This window comes from Streptomyces sp. NPDC053426 (assembly GCF_055585405.1).
This window is the reverse complement of sequence record NZ_JBVJKE010000033.1, coordinates 25281-45404: the sequence shown is the minus strand read 5'-3', so window position 1 is coordinate 45404 and position 20124 is coordinate 25281. Positions and strand designations below refer to the sequence as shown.

At 72.5% G+C, this 20124-nt stretch carries 21 protein-coding genes and 1 tRNA gene; 7 read left to right on the top strand and 15 right to left on the bottom strand.

Translation table 11 applies throughout. The features are described 5' to 3' along the window. Positions 1 to 132: 132 nt before the first annotated feature. The 5 genes from ACZ62B_RS37560 to ACZ62B_RS37540 all read right to left on the bottom strand — a co-directional run bounded on the left by ACZ62B_RS37560 (position 133) and on the right by ACZ62B_RS37540 (position 4696). The gene (locus ACZ62B_RS37560; RefSeq protein WP_468722017.1) at positions 133 to 537 is read right to left on the bottom strand and encodes a VOC family protein; all 405 of its coding nucleotides are present in this window, start codon (positions 535 to 537) and stop codon (positions 133 to 135) included. 106 nt (positions 538 to 643) lie between these two features. Beyond that, positions 644 to 1375 carry a nucleotidyltransferase family protein gene (locus ACZ62B_RS37555; RefSeq protein ID WP_344559463.1) on the bottom strand — a complete coding sequence of 244 codons (732 nt, stop codon included), beginning with the start codon at positions 1373 to 1375 and terminating at the stop codon, positions 644 to 646. A 357-nt stretch (positions 1376 to 1732) separates the two neighbouring features. Then, on the bottom strand, positions 1733 to 2176 hold the full coding sequence (locus ACZ62B_RS37550) for a hypothetical protein (protein WP_344559461.1): 444 nt from the start codon (positions 2174 to 2176) through the stop codon (positions 1733 to 1735). Between the two features lie 182 nt (positions 2177 to 2358). Beyond that, positions 2359 to 3447, bottom strand: a complete 1089-nt coding sequence (locus ACZ62B_RS37545) for an ABC transporter ATP-binding protein (RefSeq protein WP_344559459.1) — start codon at positions 3445 to 3447, stop codon at positions 2359 to 2361. 277 nt (positions 3448 to 3724) lie between these two features. After that, the gene (locus tag ACZ62B_RS37540) at positions 3725 to 4696 is read right to left on the bottom strand and encodes a helix-turn-helix transcriptional regulator (RefSeq protein ID WP_469693809.1); all 972 of its coding nucleotides are present in this window, start codon (positions 4694 to 4696) and stop codon (positions 3725 to 3727) included. 92 nt (positions 4697 to 4788) lie between these two features. Here ACZ62B_RS37540 and ACZ62B_RS37535 point away from each other — a divergent pair, with 92 nt between their 5' ends. Together ACZ62B_RS37535 and ACZ62B_RS37530 are read left to right on the top strand one after the other, a co-directional pair. Continuing rightward, positions 4789 to 5202 (top strand): DUF3224 domain-containing protein, encoded by a 414-nt coding sequence (locus ACZ62B_RS37535; RefSeq protein ID WP_468722021.1) that lies wholly within the window; start codon positions 4789 to 4791, stop codon positions 5200 to 5202. A gap of 84 nt (positions 5203 to 5286) precedes the next feature. Then, positions 5287 to 5360 (top strand) — tRNA-Thr (locus tag ACZ62B_RS37530). 42 nt (positions 5361 to 5402) lie between these two features. Here the strand turns inward: ACZ62B_RS37530 and ACZ62B_RS37525 are convergent. Genes ACZ62B_RS37525 through ACZ62B_RS37515 form a run of 3 tightly spaced genes read right to left on the bottom strand, consistent with a single transcriptional unit; the run spans position 5403 to position 8503 of the window. Then, positions 5403 to 6317, bottom strand: coding sequence for an aminoglycoside phosphotransferase family protein (locus tag ACZ62B_RS37525; protein ID WP_469693813.1), 915 nt, complete (start codon positions 6315 to 6317; stop codon positions 5403 to 5405). Continuing rightward, the gene (locus ACZ62B_RS37520; protein ID WP_469693807.1) at positions 6314 to 7288 is read right to left on the bottom strand and encodes a zinc-binding dehydrogenase; all 975 of its coding nucleotides are present in this window, start codon (positions 7286 to 7288) and stop codon (positions 6314 to 6316) included. The genes ACZ62B_RS37525 and ACZ62B_RS37520 overlap by 4 nt, the downstream gene beginning before the upstream one ends. A 54-nt stretch (positions 7289 to 7342) precedes the next feature. Continuing rightward, on the bottom strand, positions 7343 to 8503 hold the full coding sequence (locus ACZ62B_RS37515; RefSeq protein ID WP_344559421.1) for an FAD-dependent oxidoreductase: 1161 nt from the start codon (positions 8501 to 8503) through the stop codon (positions 7343 to 7345). 133 nt (positions 8504 to 8636) lie between these two features. Between ACZ62B_RS37515 and ACZ62B_RS37510 the strand changes: the two genes are divergently transcribed. Continuing rightward, positions 8637 to 9314, top strand: a complete 678-nt coding sequence (locus ACZ62B_RS37510) for a pentapeptide repeat-containing protein (RefSeq protein WP_469693805.1) — start codon at positions 8637 to 8639, stop codon at positions 9312 to 9314. Between the two features lie 15 nt (positions 9315 to 9329). On the opposite strand, the gene ACZ62B_RS37505 is transcribed toward ACZ62B_RS37510, so the two are convergent. Then, a complete protein-coding gene (locus tag ACZ62B_RS37505; RefSeq protein ID WP_469693803.1) occupies positions 9330 to 9830 on the bottom strand; it encodes a hypothetical protein in 501 nt (166 codons plus the stop codon). A 50-nt stretch (positions 9831 to 9880) separates the two neighbouring features. Here ACZ62B_RS37505 and ACZ62B_RS37500 point away from each other — a divergent pair, with 50 nt between their 5' ends. Then, positions 9881 to 11284 carry a M1 family metallopeptidase gene (locus ACZ62B_RS37500; protein ID WP_468885491.1) on the top strand — a complete coding sequence of 468 codons (1404 nt, stop codon included), beginning with the start codon at positions 9881 to 9883 and terminating at the stop codon, positions 11282 to 11284. 68 nt (positions 11285 to 11352) lie between these two features. On the opposite strand, the gene ACZ62B_RS37495 is transcribed toward ACZ62B_RS37500, so the two are convergent. After that, positions 11353 to 11928: a TerD family protein gene (locus ACZ62B_RS37495; RefSeq protein WP_030864397.1), complete on the bottom strand. Its 576-nt coding sequence runs from the start codon at positions 11926 to 11928 to the stop codon at positions 11353 to 11355. 173 nt (positions 11929 to 12101) lie between these two features. Between ACZ62B_RS37495 and arfB the strand changes: the two genes are divergently transcribed. Beyond that, entirely contained in the window at positions 12102 to 12539 is a 438-nt protein-coding gene (arfB, locus tag ACZ62B_RS37490) for an alternative ribosome rescue aminoacyl-tRNA hydrolase ArfB (protein WP_073934378.1), read from the top strand. 131 nt (positions 12540 to 12670) lie between these two features. Here the strand turns inward: arfB and ACZ62B_RS37485 are convergent, their stop codons facing one another. Both ACZ62B_RS37485 and ACZ62B_RS37480 read right to left on the bottom strand, forming a co-directional pair. Beyond that, positions 12671 to 13144 (bottom strand): GNAT family N-acetyltransferase, encoded by a 474-nt coding sequence (locus ACZ62B_RS37485; protein WP_469693801.1) that lies wholly within the window; start codon positions 13142 to 13144, stop codon positions 12671 to 12673. Between the two features lie 64 nt (positions 13145 to 13208). Next, positions 13209 to 13793, bottom strand: a complete 585-nt coding sequence (locus tag ACZ62B_RS37480; RefSeq protein ID WP_468889575.1) for a flavin reductase family protein — start codon at positions 13791 to 13793, stop codon at positions 13209 to 13211. A 316-nt stretch (positions 13794 to 14109) separates the two neighbouring features. Here ACZ62B_RS37480 and cdgB point away from each other — a divergent pair, with 316 nt between their 5' ends. Together cdgB and ACZ62B_RS37470 are read left to right on the top strand one after the other, a co-directional pair. Beyond that, entirely contained in the window at positions 14110 to 15816 is a 1707-nt protein-coding gene (gene cdgB / locus ACZ62B_RS37475; protein ID WP_344559408.1) for a diguanylate cyclase CdgB, read from the top strand. Between the two features lie 117 nt (positions 15817 to 15933). Continuing rightward, a complete protein-coding gene (locus tag ACZ62B_RS37470; protein WP_344559406.1) occupies positions 15934 to 16869 on the top strand; it encodes a carbohydrate-binding protein in 936 nt (311 codons plus the stop codon). Between the two features lie 6 nt (positions 16870 to 16875). On the opposite strand, the gene ACZ62B_RS37465 is transcribed toward ACZ62B_RS37470, so the two are convergent. The 3 genes from ACZ62B_RS37465 to ACZ62B_RS37455 form a co-directional block, all read right to left on the bottom strand. Next, the gene (locus ACZ62B_RS37465; protein WP_344559741.1) at positions 16876 to 17805 is read right to left on the bottom strand and encodes a 1-phosphofructokinase family hexose kinase; all 930 of its coding nucleotides are present in this window, start codon (positions 17803 to 17805) and stop codon (positions 16876 to 16878) included. Positions 17806 to 17925: 120 nt separating this feature from the next. Then, positions 17926 to 19071, bottom strand: coding sequence for an N-acetylglucosamine-6-phosphate deacetylase (gene nagA, locus ACZ62B_RS37460; protein WP_468722049.1), 1146 nt, complete (start codon positions 19069 to 19071; stop codon positions 17926 to 17928). After that, positions 19071 to 20033 (bottom strand): ROK family protein, encoded by a 963-nt coding sequence (locus tag ACZ62B_RS37455; RefSeq protein ID WP_344559402.1) that lies wholly within the window; start codon positions 20031 to 20033, stop codon positions 19071 to 19073. Before ACZ62B_RS37455 ends, nagA begins: the two co-directional genes overlap by 1 nt. Positions 20034 to 20124: the final 91 nt, after the last annotated feature.

The window sequence follows — 20124 nt, the reverse complement described above, 5'->3', positions numbered from 1 at the left end:
TTTCCCCCCTCCCCGGAACCACACCCCTCCCCCCCCCCCCCCCCCCCCCCCCCTCTCCGCCTCCCCCCCCCCCCCCCCCCCCCCCCCCCCCCCACCGCCGTAGAGCGGTGGCTACGGACGGCCGGCCGTCCGTCATGCCCCGCTCGCCCGGCCGCGCTGGCGCAGTGCGATCCGGTTGCCGTCCGGGTCCACGGCCTCGATGCGCACCCCGAACGGGTAATCCTCCGGCTCGGGCTGGTCGAACGTCACACCGCGGTCGCGCCACACCGCGAAGTCCTTCCGCAGGTCGTCCGATTCGAGGAAGACCACACCGAGCGCCCTGCCGTCCGGCTCACCCTCGGCCGGCCGCCCCGCGCCCGCCGCGTGCGGCCACAGGAGGAACTCCAGAGCACTGCCCGGGACACCCACCGTGAGGAAGCGCCCCTCGGGGCCCGGATGGTCCACACGCTTCTCCAGGCCGAGCTGGTCCGTGTAGAACCTCAGAGCCCGGTCCTGGTCGGTCACGTTGATCGTCACGTACATGACGCTGGTCAGCATCGTGCGGCCCCTTCCCGCCACCCGTCCGACGCGGCGGGTCGCCACGTCGTGTCACGTCACTGACGGACGACGGCCGGACGATGTGACGGGTGGAAGGAGAAAGACTTCAGCGGCTCTGCGCCGAGAGCTCCTTCGCCGCCTCCGTCAGGTCCTTCGCGGTGTCGATCGCCCGCCAGTAGGAGCCCTGGGGGATGGGGAAGCCCGCCAGGCGGCGTTCGCGCGCGAGGTGCGGGAACGTGGTGCGCTCGTGGTCGCCGCGCTCCGGGAGCAGGCCGGCGAACTCGGGGGAGAAGACGTACACGCCCGCGTTGATCTCGAAGGTCGACGGCGGGGCCTCGATGAAGTCGGTGATGTGCCCGAAGCCGTCCGTGCGCACCGCGCCCCACGGGATGCGCGGGCGGGCCAGGGCGAGGGTCGCGACGGCGTCGCGCTCGGTGTGGAAGTCGGCCATGTCGCGCAGCGAGAAACGGGTCCAGATGTCGCCGTTGGTGGCGTACCAGGGCCGGTCCGGGTGCGGGAGGTGCGCGGCGGCGTACTTCAGGCCGCCGCCGCGGCCGAGGGGTTCCGTCTCGACGACGGTGGTGACGGAGAGGGGCAGGTCGGCGGTGTCCAGCCACTCCTGCAGGACCTCGGCGAGGTGGCCGCAGGAGACCACCACGTCCGTCACGCCCTCCTCGGCGAGCCAGGAGAGCTGGTGGCCGATGATCGGGGTCCCCGTGCCGGGGATCTCGACCATCGGCTTGGGGCGGTCGTCGGTGTACGGCCGCAGCCGGGATCCCTGGCCTCCGGCCAGGACCACGGCTTGTACGGGGCGGGCGACGGCTCGCGGATCGGTCATGCCCGCACTTTACGCGGCGCGGCGTTCGGTGCCTTTGCGGGTGCCCTGTGCTGGCGCCGGCCGGGGGTGGGTCGTGGGACCCGGTGCTTTGCGGGGTCCCACGGTGGTGTGGGCCGGGGGTGTTCGCGCGGCCCGGCGCTCACGGGGTGCCTCCCCCACTCTCGGCTTCTCCCCCACTCTCGGCTTCGCTCGAGCGGGAGGTGCCCCCATCGCCCTGGGGGCACCTCCCAGGCCCTTGAGGCACTGGGGGAGGCACGACTGCCCGCGGCGGGCGCGGCAGGCGGCTGCCCGTGGAGGGCGGGGCGGCGGGCTGCCCGGGAGGGCGCGGCAGGCGGCTGCCCGTGGAGGGCGGTGGGGTCAGCGGTTGGCCGTCGTGACGCCTGAGGCGAAGGAGGTGTCGCAGACCGGGCGGGCGTAGGACTGGGCCCTGGTGGGGCCGTAGACGCGGACCGCCGCCTTGCCGAGGGCGCGGGCGATGGACGCGCAGTGCTTCGCCAGCGACGGGCGGTCGTTCACCGCCTGCTGGAGGTGGGTGAGCGCCACGCCCGGGTTCTCCTCCTGCAGTTCCACCAGCAGCTTGTCCCGCAGCACATGCTGCGGCGCCTGGGCGTCGGCACGGGAGGACGCGCCGGAGGCGGCCGTGAGCACGGGGCTCGAGGAGGCCCCCGACCAGTTGACCCGCGCGACCGCGAAAGTCCCGGAGAGCACCAGGACGACGGGCAGGACGAAGGCGAGGGAGCGGCCGATCCGGCGGGCGGGGCCCTGGCCGCGACGCGTCTGACGGTTAGTGGAGTGCTTCACGCGTGTGAGGGTAGCGCCCGGTAGCGACAAGAAAACATTCCGTCACCGTTACGGGGGACAAGGAACCCTGGACTCCGGGCGCAGTGTTGACGTACAGGGTCGAAATGACCGATGTGCCGGGGTATTTGTCGACAACGCGAAGGGCCCCGCAGCGATCTGCGGGGCCCTTCCACGGAACAGCGTCAGTCGGACAGGCGCGCACCGGTCGACGTCGAGAACACGTGGCTCTCGCCCGTACGCGGCACGACGTGCAGCTGGCTGCCCTTCTCCGGGACCTCACGGCCACCGACGCGGACGACGATGTCCTTGGACTCGCCACCGACCTGCGTGGTGCCGTAGACGTACGCGTCGGAGCCCAGCTCCTCGACGACGTTCACGGTGACCGCGACACCCTGGTCGGAGTCGGCGCCGGCCACGTCGAAGTGCTCGGGGCGGACGCCCACGGTGACGGTCTTGTCGCTGGTCGCGGAGAGCGCGTCACGCTGCACCGGCACCACCGAGTTGCCGAACTTCACACCGCCGTCGGTGACCGGGACCTCGATCAGGTTCATGGCCGGGGAACCGATGAAGCCGGCGACGAACAGGTTCGCGGGCTTGTCGTACATGTTGCGCGGGGTGTCGACCTGCTGGAGCAGACCGTCCTTGAGGACCGCGACGCGGTCACCCATGGTGAGGGCCTCGACCTGGTCGTGGGTGACGTAGACGGTGGTGATGCCCAGACGGCGCTGCAGCGACGCGATCTGCGTACGGGTGGACACACGGAGCTTGGCGTCCAGGTTGGACAGCGGCTCGTCCATGAGGAACACCTGCGGCTCACGCACGATGGCGCGGCCCATCGCGACACGCTGGCGCTGACCACCGGAGAGCGCCTTCGGCTTGCGGTCCAGGTACTCGGTCAGGTCGAGGATCTTCGCGGCCTCCTCGACCTTCTGCCGGATCTCCGCCTTGTTGACACCGGCGATCTTGAGCGCGAAGCCCATGTTGTCGGCGACCGTCATGTGCGGGTAGAGCGCGTAGTTCTGGAACACCATGGCGATGTCCCGGTCCTTCGGCGGCAGGTGCGTGACGTCGCGGTCACCGATGCGGATCGCGCCGCCGTTGACGTCCTCGAGCCCCGCGAGCATGCGGAGCGAGGTGGACTTGCCGCAACCGGACGGGCCGACCAGGACGAGGAACTCGCCGTCCGCGATGTCGATCTCCAGGGCGTCGACGGCGGGCTTGGTGGAGCCGGGGTAGACCCGGGTCGCCTTGTCGAACGTGACAGTGGCCATGGTGAATGGTCCCCTTCTACCGGCAGGAACGTGCCGGACGATCCGAGTAGGAAGGTGTTGCCACGACGGGTGTTCCGTTGTGGTGTTGGTCCACACGAGTGAACTGGCACAGGACGGTACCTGGCGTTCATTTGCTTGTCAGCAGTTCCAGGGCTGTGAATTTCACGGAAACTTTCGACCGTGGGGGTGACGGCCCGGTTGCGTAAGCGATCACCGGTCGGCCGCGTACGGGGTCACCGCCCGGCCCGTACAAGGTGATACCCGGTCGTGCAGGGGATCACTGCTCAGTCCCGTACCGGTCCGCCAGCACCGCCACCGCCGACGCGACCGCCTCCCGCAGCCCCGCCGGACCGAGTACCTCCGCCTCGACGCCGAGCCGCAGCAGATCGCCGGTCGCGACCGGCTCCGACTCGACGGCCAGCTCCACCTCCACCCAGCCCCGCCCGTCCGCCGGCCCCGCGTCCGCGAGCGCCCGCACCCCCGCCGCCCCGAACTGCATCGGCAGCAGCTTCTGCCCGCGCGGTGACAGCCGCAGCCGGGCCGTGCCCTGCCGCGTCGCCGCCTCCATCCGCCGGGAGGACTCCGTCCAGTACGCGGCCAGGTCGAAGCCCGGGGGCCGGGTGAACTCCACGCCCGTCTCCGTCACCGCCTGGAACCGCGACACCCGGTAGGTGCGCACCGAGTCCTCCGCCAGCGCCACCAGGTACCAGATGCCGCCCTTCAGGACGAGCCCCAGCGGACGCACCTCCCGGTGCACGTCACCGCGCCAGCGCCGGTAGTGGGTGCGCAGCACCCTCCGCTCCCACACCGCCCGCGCGACGGCCTCCAGATGCGGCACGGGGTCGGCGTCCCGGAACCAGGCCGGCGCGTCCAGGTGGAACCGCTCGCGCACCCGCCGCGCCTGATCCGCCAGTTCGCCCGGAAGGGCGGCCTCCATCTTCAGCTGGGCGCTCGCCAGGACGGCACCGAGGCCCAGGTCCCTGGCCGGTCCGGGCAGCCCCGCCAGGACCAGCGAACCGGCCTCCGCGTCCGTCAGCCCGGTCAGCCGCGTGCGGTAGCCCTCCATCAGGCGGTAGCCGCCCTCGGGCCCGCGCTCGGCCCGCACCGGTACCCCGGAGGCGCCGAGCGCCTCGACGTCCCGGTAGACGGTGCGCACCGACACCTCCAGCTCGGCCGCCAGCTCGGAGGCGGTCATCCGGCCGCGGTTCTGCAGCAGCAGGAGCAGGGAGAGAAGCCGGTCGGCACGCATGGGAACCATTGTCCGGCCGTACCTGACAGAAGGTGTCAGGTACGGCCGGAAGAGTGGGGGCACACCGTCGGCCACCCCGGAAGGGAACACACATGCCCACCACCACCGAGCTCACCGGCCACTTCACCTTCGCCGACTGGAAGGAGAGTGCCGTCACCGGCGAGGACGGCCTCCCCCGGCTCGCGAACGCCACGGTCACCAACGCCTTCTCGGGCGGCATCGAGGCCGAGGCCACCACCTGTGACTACTCGATCGCCTACCTGACCGGGGGCACCGGCACCTTCGCGGGCATGGAGCTCGTCAGCGGCCGGGTCGACGGCCGCGCGGGCACCTTCGTCCTGGAGGAGCGCGGCCGCTTCGAGAGCGACGGCACCGTCCACTGCGCCCTCGAGGTCGTCGAGGGCTCGGGCACCGGGGAACTGACGGGACTGCGCGGCTCGGGCGGGTTCACCTACCGGCACGGGGAGACGAAGGTGGCGTACACCTTCGAGTACGGCCTGGGGTGACCGGGAGGGCCCCACTCCCACAAGTGCGTGGCTCGGCGAAACCGGCTCTGTGTACAGTGGACCAGCCTTCGCGCGCCGCGCGGTGCCTCCTTAGCTCAGTTGGCCAGAGCAACGCACTTGTAATGCGTAGGTCGTCGGTTCGAATCCGACAGGGGGCTCTGTCGAAATCCCAGGCCGGAACTGCTCCGGCCTGGGGTTTCTCATGCCGTACGACCGCGCAGCCGGCGCGCGATCTCCAGGTCCGCCTCGTCCAGGGGGCGGCCGTCCTCGATCTCCCAGAGGCAGTTCTGCAGCAGCCTGCCGTACGTCCACGCGCGCGCCCGCGCGCGGTCCAGGCCGAGGACGTCGGTCATGGCGTCGAGGCGCCAGACGACGTCGTCGGGGTCGAAGTTGTTGGCGAGGGCGGGCCAGAGGTCGAAGCCGGGGTCGCCGGCCAGGGGTTTGGGGTCGATGGCGAGCCAGGGGGCGCGGTCGGCGGCGAGGACGTTCTCGTCGTGCAGGTCCCAGTGGAGGAGGCGGTCGCCGGGTTCGTCGGCGACCTCGCGTACGGCGGCGGCGCAGTCGGCGACGAGGCGGCGGGCGGCCGGGTCCGGGACGCGGTCCAGGGCCGCGGGGGTCCGTTCCAGCATGGCCGGTGCGATGTCGCGGAGGTGGCGCATGCCCTCGGGGGCCGGGGTGGTGTGGAGGTGGGCGAGGAGGCGGGCGATCACCAGGACGCCCTCGTGGACGTCCTCCTGGTGCGAGAGCATCCGGGAGGCGTCGAGGCGCTCCAGGAGCATGGTGCCGGTGGGTTCGTCGTGGTCGAGCAGGCGGACCGCGCCGTCACCGTTCCACAGGCGCAGGGCGACCGGTTCGCCGTCGGTCTCGTGGTCGCGGATCTGGAGCTTCAGCACCGCGTGTGTGCCGTCCGCGCGGGCGACGGGGAGGACCAGGGCGCTCACGCCGTGCATGGGCGTTCCGATGACGCGCAGCTCCCAGCGGTCCAGGAAGGCGTCGGTGAGGTCCGGCAGGGCGGCGATGAAGGCGCGGCCCGCCTCCTTGTTGTACTTCTCCTGGGCGGCGGCGAGTTCCGCGGGGATGTCGATCACCTCTCGCACAGTAGTGGTGCCCGCTATGGCTCCAGTACGACTTTTCCGGTCGTGGCCCTGTTCTCCAGGGCCCGGTGGGCGGCGGCGGCCTCGGCGAGGGGGAAGCGGTGCACGGCGGGGGTGAGCCTGCCCTCGGCGGCCTGGGCGAGGGCGCGTAGTTCGAGGGTGCGGACGGGGTCGGGGCCGCCGGCCCTGCGCATCATCTCGGGGCCGAGGACGTTGTGGGAGACGCCCTCGACGACGTACGGGCTGTCGCCGTCGATGCCTTGGGAGGACCAGCCGAACACGATGTGCCGGCCGTCGGGGGCGAGGAGACCGACCGCCGCGCGGGCGACGTCTCCGCCCACGCCGTCGTACACGACGGTGACCTTGCCCCGGTGGGCGTCGAGCAGTCCGGGCCAGTCCGGGTCCGTGTAGTCGACGGCGAGGTCGGCGCCGTTCGCTGCCACCCGGGCCTTCTTCGCGGGGCCGCCGGCCAGGCCGATGACGGTGGCGCCGGCGTTCTTGGCGTACTGCACGAGGAGCGTGCCGATGCCGCCGGCCGCCGCCGGGATGAGCACCACGTCCGCGGGGCCCGGTTCGGCGAACTGCACGATCCCCATCGCCGTACGGCCCGTGCCGATCATGGCGACGGCCTCGGCGAAGTCCAGGCGTCCGGGGATCTCGTGCAGCCGGCCGGCGTCGGTGACGGCCAGTTCCGCGTAGCCGCCGGGGGCGAAACCGAGGTGGGCGACCACGCGGCGGCCGAGCAGGTCCTCGGGGGCGCCCTCGCCGAGCGCGTCGACCACTCCGGCGACCTCGCGGCCGGGGACGGTCGGCAGGGCGGCCGGGGCCGGGCCGGGGCCCCGCATGCCCTCGCGCAGGGCGGTGTCCAGGAGGTGGACGCCGGCCGCGCGGACGGCGACACGGACCTGCCCCGGGCCCGGCCGCGGGTCCTCGACCTCCTCGTGGGTGAGGTTCTCGGCCGGACCGAAGGCGTGCAGACGGATGGCGTGCATGTGGGATCCCCCAGGAGTCGGGTCGTGCGCCGCTACGGCTCCCACTCTTCGACCTCAAGCATGCTTGAGGTCAAGGGTGTTCCGGCCGAGGGCGAGGGAGACGGCCGTCAGGGCGCTGTTGAAGGAGACCTCGGAGAGCACTCCGGGCGCGGCGACCTGGTCGCCGGCGAGGTAGACGCCGTCGCCGCGGTCGACGGCGGGGCGGTCGCGCCAGCTGGTGCCGGGCAGGTCGACGGCGCCGGTGCGGCCGTTCGCCACCGCGTCCCGCCGCCAGGTGACCCGCTCCCGCCAGCCCTGGAAGGCGAGGTCCAGCAACTCCTCCGCGCGGGCGGCGCCGTCCGCCTTGGACTCGTGCGGGCCGATGGGGATCTGACCCTGGACGAGCTGCTCGCCGGCGGGGGCGAGGGTGCGGTCCTGGGCGGTGAAGCGCTCCAGCCAGCCGGGCGCGTCCAGGTCGGACACGGCGAACGCGTCGCCGCGCCGGGTGCGCACGGCGAGGTCGACCAGGACGGTGCGGCCGCTCGGCCAGGCCAGTGAGGGGTCGCCGAGGAGGCGGCGGGCGGAGTCCAGCGAGGTGGCGACGACGACGGGGGTGTCGGTGGGCAGGGTGTCGACGCGGGACAGCGTCTCCAGGCGCACGCCCAGGTTCCACGCGCGGGCGGCCATCCGGTCGACGAGGCCGCCCCAGCCGCCGCGCGGGTAGTGGGCCTCCGGGGGCAGTTTGGTGGCGCGGCGCAGGCGTTCCTGCACGAACGCGGCGGACAGGGAACCGGGGTCGTGGTGGAACAGCGCGACCGCGGCGTAGTGGGCGGCGGCCCGCGCGCCCTCCTCGCCGGCGATCCCGGTGGCCCAGGTGAGGAAGTCGGTGTCGACGGGGGCTTCGGCGCCGCCGCGGCGCAGCAGCTTGAGCATGGCGAAGGGCGGGGTGCGGCGCAGGGCGCCCCGGTGGCGGAGCCGCAGCCGGGCCGCCTCCAGGGGCGGGAGCGGGGCGAGGGGGCCGATGAGGCCGCGCTGTCGGAGCCAGGTCCAGTGCGGGCCGCCGTTGTAGAGGGCGTGGGGTCCGTCGTTGGTCCGGTAGGGGCCTTCGGCGGTACGGGCCCGGCCGCCCAGGGTGTGGTGGGCCTCGTGGACGGTGACCTTGGCGCCGGCCTCCGCGGCGGTGATGGCCGCGGTGAGTCCGGCGAATCCGCCGCCGATGACGGTGATGCGGTGCATGGCTGGGGGTCTCCCTCGGTCGGGGTCGCCTTCCGGCTTTGCGCATACGACGGAGTGAGGGCGCGGGGATGTGACATGCGCGGTGTTTTCGCAGGTCGGGGGGTTTGTCAGTGGTGGGGTGCAGCATGGGGTCATGGCGAGGAGAGCGGTGGGCGGTACGGGAGTGAAGGGGGCGCTCCGCCCCGAGTTGCGGCTGCCCGCGCTGGAGCGGTGGGAGGGGGGCGGGCTGGAGCCGGACGGGGATTACGACGGGCTGGAGTTCCGGGAGGCGGACCTCGCCGGGCAGGACGGCGGCGGGGCGCGCTTCATGGACTGCGCGCTGACGGGGTGCGCGCTGGACGGGACGCGGCTGTCCCGTGCGCGGCTGCTGGACTCGGCGCTCGCCGGTGTCCGGGGCGTGGGCACCGACCTGGCCGAGGCGACCCTGCGCGATGTCGAGCTGACCGACGCGCGGCTCGGGGGGACGCAGTTGCACGGGGCCGCGCTGGAGCGGGTGCTGGTCCGGGGCGGGAAGATCAACTTCCTGAACCTGCGCTCGGCCCGGCTCAAGGACGTCGTCTTCGAGGGCTGTGTCCTGGTCGAGCCGGACTTCGGCGGTGCCCGGCTGGAGCGCGTGGAGTTCGTGGACTGCGCGCTGAAGGGCGCGGACCTCTCGGGGGCCACGCTGAAGGACGTGGACCTGCGTGGGGCCGCGTCGCTGGAGATCGCGAGGGGGGTGGACCGGTTGTCGGGGGCGGTGGTCAGCACGGCCCAGTTGCTGGACCTGGCGCCGGTGCTGGCGGGGGAGCTGGGGATCCGGGTGGAGGACTGAACCGAGGGGAGGGGGTCACTTCACGCGGGGGAAGCGGGCCTGGAGGGTCCAGATGGCCGGGTTTTCGCCGAGGTCCTCGTGGAGGTCGGTCAGGTCGGCGAGGAGGTCGTGGAGGAAGTCGCGGGCCTCGCGGCGGAGTTCGGTGTGGGAGAAGGTCAACGGGGGTTCGGCGGCGGGCAGCCACTCCGCTTCGATGTCCACCCAGCCGAAGCGGCGTTCGAAGAGGAGGCGGTCGGTGGACTCGGTGAAGTCCAGTTCGGCGTACTGGGGGCGGGAGGCGCGGGAGCCGGCCGGGTCCTGGTCGACTCGCTCGACGATGTCGCACAGTGCCCATGCGAAGTCGAGCACCGGCACCCATCCCCAGGCTGTGGACAGCTCGCGGTCCGACTCGGTGTCGGCGAGGTAGACGTCCCCGCAGAACAGGTCGTGCCGCAGGGCGTGGACGTCCGCGCGGCGGTAGTCGGTCTGCGGGGGGTCGGGGAAGCGGTTGGAGAGGGCGTAGCCGATGTCGAGCACGGGGGTGATGGTGTCACGTCGTGGCGCGCCGGCCCTCATAGGATCTTGGGGTGCGCTTCCACCGTCCCGGTTCCCGCAGTGTCGTCGCCGCTCTGCTCGTGGTGTCCGTGGCCGCCTGCGGGGGTGGGGGAGGGGCTTTCGCCGGTGGCTCCGGTGTGGGGGATCCGTACTTCCCGAAGGCCGGTAACGGCGGCTACGACGTCCGTCACTACGCCCTCGACCTCGCCTACGACCCCCGCGCGCACCACCTCACGGGCACCGCGACGATCACCGCCCGCGCGACGGAGGATCTCTCCGCGCTGAACCTCGACCTCAGGGGTCTCGACGTCGAGGAGGTCACCGTCGACGGTGTGGCCGCCCGCTGGAGCCGGGCGGGGCAGGAGTTGACCGTCCGCCCGCGCGAGGCGGTGGAGGGCACCTTCCGGGTGACGGTCCGCTATGCCGGTGCCCCGGTGACCGTCACCGACCCTGACGGTTCCGAGGAGGGCTGGCTGCGTACCGCCGACGGGGCGCTGGCGCTGGGGGAGCCGGTGGGGTCGATGGCGTGGTTCCCGGGCAACCACCACCCCTCCGACAAGGCGACGTACAGCCTCGCGGTGACCGTGCCGAAGGAGCTGCGGGTGGTGTCCAACGGGGAGCCGGCCGGTGAGGAGCGCGAGGGGAGCCGTACGACGTACCGCTGGCGCACCGGTGAGCCGATGGCGAGCTATCTCGCGACGCTGGCCGTCGGCAGGTACGACGTCCGCCGCACGGCTACGGACGGCGGGTTGCCCGTGTACACGGCCGTCGATCCGGAGCAGGCGGGGGAGAGCCGTGCGGTTCTGGCGCGGATCCCCGAGGTGCTGGCTTGGGCGGAGCGGACCTTCGGTCCGTATCCCTTCTCCTCCGCGGGTGCGATCGTCGAGCGCCCCGAGGACGCCGGGTACGCCCTGGAGACCCAGAGCCGGCCCGTTTTCCCCGGTGCCCCGGACATCGTGCTGCTGGTCCATGAGATCGCCCACCAGTGGTACGGCGACTCCGTGACGCCGCGTACCTGGCGGGACATGTGGCTCAACGAGGGCTTCGCGACATACGCGCAGTGGTTGTGGCAGGAGGACCACGGCGGCGACACCGCGCAGCGGACCTTCGACCTGCTGTACGCCGGTTCGTACTTCCCGGACGCGGGGACCGCCGAGGCGCTCTGGTCCTTCCCGCCCGCGGAGCCGCCGGACGCGGCGAGCGTCTCCGCCACCCCCGTGTACTGGCGCGGCGCGATGGTCCTGCACAAGATCCGGCAGGCGGTCGGCGACGACGCCTTCTTCGCCCTGCTCCGGGGCTGGGCGCGGGAGCACCGTCACGGCAACGCGGACACCGGCGACTTCACGGCGTACGTGGAGAAGGCGGCCCCGGGCGAGGACTTCGCCGGGATCTGGGAGGAGTGGCTGTACGGGGAGGGGCGGCCGGAGCGGCCCTGACGGCGCGCCGGAGCCCCGGCCGGGCGGCTACTGCCCGGCCGGGGGCTCCGTCACGAGCGGGGCGTCCGTCAGACGTTCACGCCGAAGTCCTGGGCGATGCCCACGAGGCCCGAGGCGTAGCCCTGGCCGACCGCGCGGAACTTCCACTCCGCGCCGTTGCGGTACAGCTCGCCGAAGACCATGGCGGTCTCGGTGGCAGCGTCCTCCGACAGGTCGTAGCGGGCGATCTCGGAGCCGCCGGCCTGGTTGATGATGCGGATGTAGGCGTTGCGCACCTGGCCGAAGTTCTGGCTGCGGTTCTCGGCGTCGTAGATCGACACCGGGAAGACGATCTTGTCGATGTCGGCCGGGAGGGCGGCGAGGTTGACGTTGATCGCCTCGTCGTCGCCGGCGCCCTCACCGGTGCGGTTGTCACCGGTGTGGACGATGGTGTTGTCCGGGGTCTGCTTGTTGTTGAAGAACACGAAGTGGGCGTCGGAGTAGACCTTGCCCTGCGTGTTGACCGCGATCGCCGAGGCGTCGAGGTCGAAGTCCGTGCCGGTGGTGGTGCGGACGTCCCAGCCGAGGCCCACGGTGACGGCGGTCAGGCCCGGAGCCTCCTTGGTGAGCGAGACGTTGCCACCCTTGGACAGGCTTACAGCCATTGTTGGGAGTCCCTTCCCTCGTTTGCGTACGGCTAGAAGCTACAGCTACCCCATTGAACGCGGAGAGGGGTACGAGAGGTTCCAGGTCGCTTTACTTTCTTTACCCGTGTCCCGGGATCCGTGCCCCGCGATCCGGGATATTCGGGTGACGTGGCCCGGTCAGGCGCGGGAACCTGTACGGCATGTCCGGTCCCTATCTCATCCGCGGCTCCGTCTCCCTGCCCGAGGCCGAGCTCATGTGGCGTTTCTCGCGGTCGTCCGGGCCCGGTGGGCAGCATGTGAACACCAGCGACTCCCAGGTCGAACTGCGTTTCGACCTCGCCCGTACCGAGGCGCTGCCCGAGGTGTGGAAGCAGCGGGCGCTGGAGCGGCTGGCCGGGCGGCTGACCGGCGGGGTGATCACTGTTCGCGCTTCGGAGCACCGTTCGCAGTGGCGCAACCGGGAGACGGCGGCGGTGCGGCTGGCGGCGCTGCTCGCGGAGGCGAGTGCGCCACCGCCGAAGCCGCGCAGGCCCACGCGTATTCCGCGGGGGATCAACGAGCGGCGGTTGCGGGAGAAGAAGCAGCGGTCCGAGACGAAGAGGGGGCGCTCCGCGCGGGACTGGGGGTGACCCTCCCGGCTCCCCCGGGTGTGGCCCCGGCCCCGGCACGAGTGTCCCCGCGGGTCCGTCGTGGCTGGTCGCGCAGTTCCCCGCGCCCCTTTGGGGCGCGAAACCCCGCCCCCCGAGAGGGCCCCGGCGTTTCAGTCCAGCTTCAGCACGCCCACCGTCTCCTCCTCGGCGAGTTCGCCGGTCTTGTGGAAGCCCAGTCCCAGGTAGAAGTTCTCGGGGCCGTCGTCGCCGGGGTGCCAGGTGACGTAGAGCTCGTGTACGCCCCGGCGGCGGAGCTCCTCGGCCACCGACCGGACGGCGAAGCGGCCGTAGCCCTTGCCCTGTTCCTCCGCCGCGATGTTCAGCCGCCACAGGCCGGAGCGGATGACGCTGCCGCCGTCCTCGTGCCAGTCGATGTCGAGGAAGGCCATCAGGAAGCCGACCGCGCGGTCGCCGTCCACGATCAGGCGGGGCCAGGCCTTACCGGGATGCACGTAGGCCTCGGCGAGGGAGTTCACCACCGGGTCGACCGCGAATTCCTGGTCGGGACGGACCCGTATGCCGAGGGCGGCCTTGAGGTTCTTCGGGGTGATCTCTTCGAGGCGGAGTGCGGTGGTCGTCGTCACCCGGGCACCCTAAGCGGGTAAATCCCGTCCGGTAAAAGGGATTTCGGCAACGGCGGCAAAGCGTTCAGCCCAACTGCCGGTAACGGCCGCGGAAATACGTCAGCGGACCGCCTTCCGCGCTCGGTACCCGGGCGGTCAGGACGCGGCCGATCACCAGGGTGTGGTCCCCGGCCGGGACCCGCTGCTCGGTGCGGCACTCCAGGGTGGCCAGCGCGCCGCCCACCAGTGGCGCGCCGCTGTGCTCGCCGCGCAGGTACGGGATGTCCGCGAAGAGCAGGCGGTCGCTGACCCTGCCCTTCATCGCGAAGCGGCCCGCGACGTGCCGCTGGCTCTCGGAGAGCACGGACACCGCCCACAGGGGCTGCTCGTCGAGGAGTTCGTCCATGCGGGAGCCGTTGCGCAGGCTGACCAGCACCAGCGGCGGGTCCAGGGAGACCGACAGGAACGCGGTGGCCGTCATGCCGACGTCCTCGCCGGCCGGCCCCGAGGGGTCGTCGGGGTCCAGGGGCGGCTCCTGCGCGGTCACCAGGACCACGCCGGCGGCCAGCCGGGACAGGGCGGCTCGGAACTCGTCGTTGCTCACCCCCTCAGCATGCCGGGTGGCGGCGGGCGGAACGGTGATCATGGGCGGGGCGGAAGTGTTCGGCACGCCGGAAACGCTAATCTCCGCTCCACGGGCACCGCATCGGACCCGGGCCCGAGCCGGGACCTAGGACCAACGCCCGAGACGGGCACAGTCCCTGCACAAGCACCACAAAAACTGTGTTCGTCGAAAGCAAGGGGAAACCGCGGAAAGTCCACGCAATTGTTCACGTTTACCTGTGACTTGAGTCACAAGGGGCAAGAATTGTTGACCCTGTGTACCGAGTGGGCAGCGCGCTGTGATTCAGTGGCGGGGAAGCTGCTGGGACGATACGCCGAAGACAACCCTTGATTCGCTGCGAGGTCTCGGGGGGAGGGCGAGGATGGAGACCGAGTCGGAACCCTACGTCCGTCTTGCGTCGCTGCGACAACTCCACCAAGCCATGGCCGACATGAACACGGCCCGCAGCCTGGCGGACACGCTGCAGACGGTCGCCGACGGCGTCGTGGGCGCCCTCAACTACGATCTGGCGTGCGTCAACCTCGTACGCCACGACGGCGACCTCGTGGTCGCCGCGCTCGCCGGGAACTCCGCCGCCGAGGCCCTCATCACCGGCCGGACCGGCTCCCGCGAGGCCTGGGACCGCCGCCTCAACATGGGTGAACGCTGGGGCGATCTGATCTTCATACCGCACACCGAGGGCTGGGTCCTCGACGACGACGACGTCCCGCAGTGGTACACCGACGGGCCCGCGCCCCGCTTCGAGGACGAGTGGCACCCCTCCGACCGGCTCTTCGCCCCGATGTACGCCCCCGGCCCGCAGGGCGGCGGCACCTCCGGGGAACTGGTCGGCGTCCTGTCCGTGGACCGCCCGCGCAACGGCCGCCGGCCCGGCGCCTGGGGCCGCGAGGCGCTCCAGATGTACGCCTTCCAGGCCGCCATCGCGATCAGCAACGCGCGTCTACGTGCCAACATGCAGCGCGCCCTGGTCCGCCTGGAGCGCGACCAGCAGGCGCTGCGGGCCAGCGAGGAGAGCTTCCGGCAGGCCTTCGAGTACGCCCCCTCCGGCATGGCCATCGCCGAGATGGGCGGCGACCAGCACGGCCGCATCCTGCGCACCAACGACGCCCTGTGCCGCCTCCTGGGCCGTCCCGCCTCCGCGATGCGCCGCTACTCCTTCTCCGACCTGGTCCACCCCGAGGACATAGGCACCCTGCTGCGCACCTCCGCCGAGGGCGGCCGGGCCGAGCTGCGCCTGTGCCGCCGCGACGGCACGTACGTCTGGGTGTCCCTGCGCAACAGCGTCGTCGCCGACGCCGCCGACGGCCCCCGCTTCCTGCTCACCCACGTCGAGGACATCGAGGAGCGCAAGCGCCGCGAGCTCCAGCTCGCCCACCGCGCCTCCCACGACTCGCTCACCGGACTGCCGAACTCCGCCGAGCTGCGGGCGCGGCTGTCCGCCCGGCTGTGCCGGCAGCAGCCGCAGGGCGTGCTGCCCGCCTCCGTCGACTCCATGGAACCCTTCGAGTCCTTCGACTCCGCGGACTCCTTCGACGCCGCCTACGGCGCACCCGCCTTCGACCGGGGGCACGACTTCGACTTCCCGCCGGGCACGGAGGGGCACGGGGGCTACGACGGCTACGACCACCACGTGCACACCGTCGCGCCCGCCGCCGAGTTCGACGACGGCGCCAAGGGACTCGCGGTGCTCTTCTGCGACCTCGACGGCTTCAAGTCGATCAACGACCGGTTCGGGCACAACGCGGGCGACGCGGTGCTCATCGAGGTCGCCCGCCGGCTCGGCAACGGCGTACGCGACGGCGACACCGTCGCCCGGCTCGGCGGCGACGAGTTCGTGATCCTCGCCGACGGCCTCGGCCGGGCCGACGCCCAGGACCTCGCCGTACGGCTGCGCAACGAGATCATCCAGCCCATCCGGGCCGAGGGACGGGCCGTGCGGGTCGGCGCCAGCTTCGGCATCGGGTGGGCGCACTGCGGGATGACGGCGGACGAAGTGCTGAAGTCAGCCGACGAACGGATGTACGTCGAGAAACGATCTCGTCCCAAACAGCACAGACGTGCGGGATGAAGCGCAGGTCAGTGGGTTGATGCGGTACGGGTCACCCGTTCGGGCCATGGGAAGCGGGTAGGCTCGTTTTCTCCACCACTCGTACCGCACCCGATCCGCAGCTAGGAGCACCAAGGGATGACGGCCGGCAACAACGGCGCGAGCACGCCGGAGGACGACGACCCGTTCGGCTACCTCTACGCCGACGGGCAGGCCAACGGGGCCCAGCCGCCGTCCGGGGGCTACGGCTACCCGAACTCGGTCAACCGGGTGCGGCCGGTCGGGACCCGCCAGTACGGCCAGCAGGCGCAGCCCGCTCCGCAGCAGCAGGGCACGTACGGCCAGGCGAACGCCCACTACGCCGCCCCGGAGACGCTGCCCGGCGGCGCACCCGCCGCCCACTCCCCGCAGCCGTCGCACGGCGGCGGGGGCGGCCGGGGCCGCGGCCCGAACACCAAGGGCCTGCTCATCGGCGCGATCGCGGTGGTCGCCGCGGTCGTGATCGGCATCAGCGTGGCCATGATCGGCGGCGACGACGAGGACACCGGCGGCAACCAGGCGGACTCCACGCCGACCCAGTCCCAGGACAGCGGCGAGCCGACCCCGTCGGCGAGCAAGAGCGCCGGCGAGGAGGAGGCGGTGGAGCTGCCCACCGCCGACGCGAAGGCGATGCGGCTGGGCGGTACGGCCGCCCTCGCGTCGGACGTCGAGGGCGCGCAGTCCGACGGCGGCGCCTACGTGGCCAATCTCAACCAGCCGGGGAACTCGGTCACCTGGACCGTCAACGACATCCCGAAGGACGGTACTTACACCGTCTTCGTGCGCTACAGCACCGCCGACGAGCCCCAGTCGATGACGCTCACCGTCAACGGCAAGGAGTTCGGCTCCAAGCTCAACATGGACAACTTCGCCCGCGCCAAGGACGGCGACTTCTCCAAGGGCTGGACCCAGACCTACGCCTGGCCGACGCTCAACAAGGGCTCCAACACCATCTCGGTCTCCTGCGCCGACGGCGACAAGTGCAACGTCCTGCTGGACCAGCTGTGGCTGAAGGAGGGCCAGGTCGAGAAGTGACCCGCCCTACGCCGCGGTCGCTTCCCCGGTCACCGTGACCCCGGTCAGCAGCTCCTCGTAGGCCGCCCGGTCGACGTCGCCGGCCGTCGGGGACAGGACCGTCGCCGCCGACAGGGCGACCGCGCGGGCCAGCCGGTCCGGCCAGGGACGGTGCTCCACCAGGGCCGAGAGCAGGCCCGCGACGGCCGAGTCGCCGGCGCCGGTCGGGTTGCCGCGCAGCCGCCGCGGAGGGGCCGCGCGCCAGCGGCCCTCGGGGGTCACCGCGAGCAGGCCCTCCGGGCCCAGGGAGGCCACCACCGCGCCCGCGCCGCGCCGGCGGGCGTCCTGGGTGGCGCGCAGCGGCTCGTGGGAGCCGGTGAGTTCGGCCAGTTCCCCGGCGTTCGGCTTGAGGACGTCGGGCCGTCCGGCGACCCCGCGGCGCAGCGCCGCGCCGCTGGTGTCGAGGAGGGTCGGGACCCCGGCCGCGCGGGCGGTGCGGATCAGGCCCGCGTACGCGCCCACCGGGACGCCCGGGGGCAGGCTGCCGCACAGGGCCACCGCCGAGGCGTCGGCCAGCAGATCCTCGTACACCTCCTGGAACGCGGACCACTCGGCGTGGCCGATCACCGGGCCGGGCTCGTTGAGCTGGGTGGTGGTGCCGGAGCGCCCGTCGACGACCGCGACGGTGCGCCGGGTCGTGCCGGAGACCGGCACCAGCGCGTCCGTCAGGCGCGGGACCTCGGCGAGCCGGTCCCGCAGGATCCGGCCCGTCGTGCCGCCCGAGAAGCCGGTGACCGTCACCTCGTGGCCGAGGGCCGCGAGCACCCGCGCCACGTTGACGCCCTTGCCGCCGGGGCGTTCCGTCACCTCGGCGACCCGGTGGGAGGCCCCCGGCCGCAGGGACGGTACGCGATAGGTGATGTCGAGAGCGGTGTTCAGCGTGACCGTGAGGATCACCGGGCCGACCTCCCCCTTGGTGCCTGCGCTTGCCGTGAAACCCGTGGTCACGATCATGCCAAACGGACGGCGGTCGGCCCACCCCCCGGACCGGCCACCGTCCGTCGGCGGCGGGACGGATCAGCCCAGTCGGGGATCGACCACCCATTCCCCCCGCCGCATGACGCCCACCAGGTCAAAGCCGGCGTCCAGAACCACCAGGTCGGCGTCCTTGCCGGGCTCCAGGGAGCCGATCCGGTCGTCCAGGCCGAGCAGGCGGGCCGGGTTGGCGGAGATCGCCCGTACGACGTCCTCGACGGGCAGCCCGTCCACCGTCACCGCCCGCTTGAAGGCGCGGTCCAGGGTGAGCGTGGAGCCGGCGATCGAGCCGCCCTCCACCAGCCGGGCCACCCCGTCCGCGACCTCGACCTCCATGGAGCCGAGCATGTAGCGGCCGTCGCCGAAGCCGGCCGCGTCCATCGCGTCGGTGATGAAGGCGACCCGCGCGGCGCCCGCGTGGTGGAAGGCGAGCCGGAGTGCGGCCGGATGCAGATGGGTGCCGTCGTTGATCAGTTCGACGGTGACCCGCTCGTCCTCCAGCAGGGCGGTGATCGGGCCGGGGGAGCGGTGGCCGAGCGGCGGCATCGCGTTGAACAGGTGGGTGGCGACGGTCGCGCCCGCGTCGATGGCCTGGAGCGTCTGCTCGTACGTGGCGTCCGTGTGCCCGACCGCCGCGATCACCCCGTGCTCGGCGAGCAGCCGTACGGAGTCCAGGCCGCCCGGCAGCTCGGTCGCCAGGGTGACCATCCTGGCGTGCCCGTGCGAGGCGTCGAGCAGTTTGCGGACCTCGGCCGGGTCGGGGTCGCGCAGCAGCCCCTCGTCGTGCGCGCCCTTGCGGCACGGGGAGATGAACGGCCCCTCGAAGTGGATGCCGGCGATGTCGCCCTGCTGGGCCAGCTCCGCGAGCATCCCGGCCTGACGGCCGAGGGAGTCCAGGTCACCGGTGACGGCGGAGGCGACCACCGTGGTGGTGCCGTGCAGGTGGTGGGTGTGCACGCCCTTGAGGACGTCCTCGGCGGTGCCGCCGGTGAAGGACGCCCCACCGCCGCCGTGGTTGTGGAGGTCGACGAAACCGGGGACCACCCAGTGGCCGCTCAGGTCGACCGTCTCGGCGTTCTCGGGTGCCGTGCCCGCGATCCGCGTGCCCTCGACGGTCACGCGGCCGTCGTCCACGGTCCCGGTGGGCAGGACCACCCGGGCACCGGCGAGAACCTTGGTGGGGGCCATCAGGTGGTTACCTCCGAGGGGTACGAGGGATACGAGGGGTCGGTGGTGTCGATCAGGTCCCAGGCGAGGAGTCCCGCGCCCAGGCACCCGGCGGTGTCCCCGAGAGCCGCGGGGACCAGGGACGGCAGCTTCTGGAAGGTGACCCGCCGCCGGACGGCCTCCCGCAGCGGTGTGAACAAGGTTTCCCCCGCCTCGGCGAGCCCGCCACCGATGATCAGCGCCCGGGGGTCCAGCAGGGTGAGCGCGGTGACCAGCCCGTCGGCGAGCGCGTCCACCGCGTCCTGCCACACCTGGCGGGCCCGCACGTCCCCGGACTCGACGGCCTTCGCGCAGTCCGCCGCGTCCGCGTCCGGGTCCCCGCAGGCCGCCGCCCACGCCTCGCTCACCGCGGCGGCGGACGCGAACCGCTCCAGACAGCCGCGCTGTCCGCACGGACAGGGGGCACCCTGGGGCCGTACGACGATGTGGCCGATCTCGCCCGCGAAGCCGTGCGCGCCCGCCTCCACCCGGCCGTCGATGCCGATGGCGCCCGCGATACCGGTGCCCAGCGGCACGAACAGGAAGCGGTCGGCGCCCCGGCCGGCTCCGATGCGGCCCTCGGCGAGACCGCCGGCGCGCACGTCGTGGCCGAGGGCGACGGGGACGCCGCCGAGCCGTTCGGTGAGCAGCGCGCGCAGCGGGACGTCACGCCAGCCGAGGTTGGCCGCGTAGACGGCGACGCCCTCCGCCTCGTCGACGATGCCGGGGACGGCGACGCCGGCGGCGGACGCGGCCTCGCCGTACTGCCGCACGCCGTGGGCGCGCAGCTCGGCCGCGAAGTCGAGGATGTCCGCGACGACCGCGTCCGGGCCGCGTTCGCGGCCGGTGGCCCGGCGGGCCTGGTGCAGCAGCGTGCCGTCCGCCCCGACCAGGGCGGCCTTCATCCCGGTGCCGCCCACATCGAGGGCGATGACGTGTTTCACGTGGAACAGTGTGGCCCCCGGACCCGCGAGAGGTCTAGTCCACTCACGTGGTGTAGACCTTATTCCGATTATCGAAAACGTTTCGGATGGC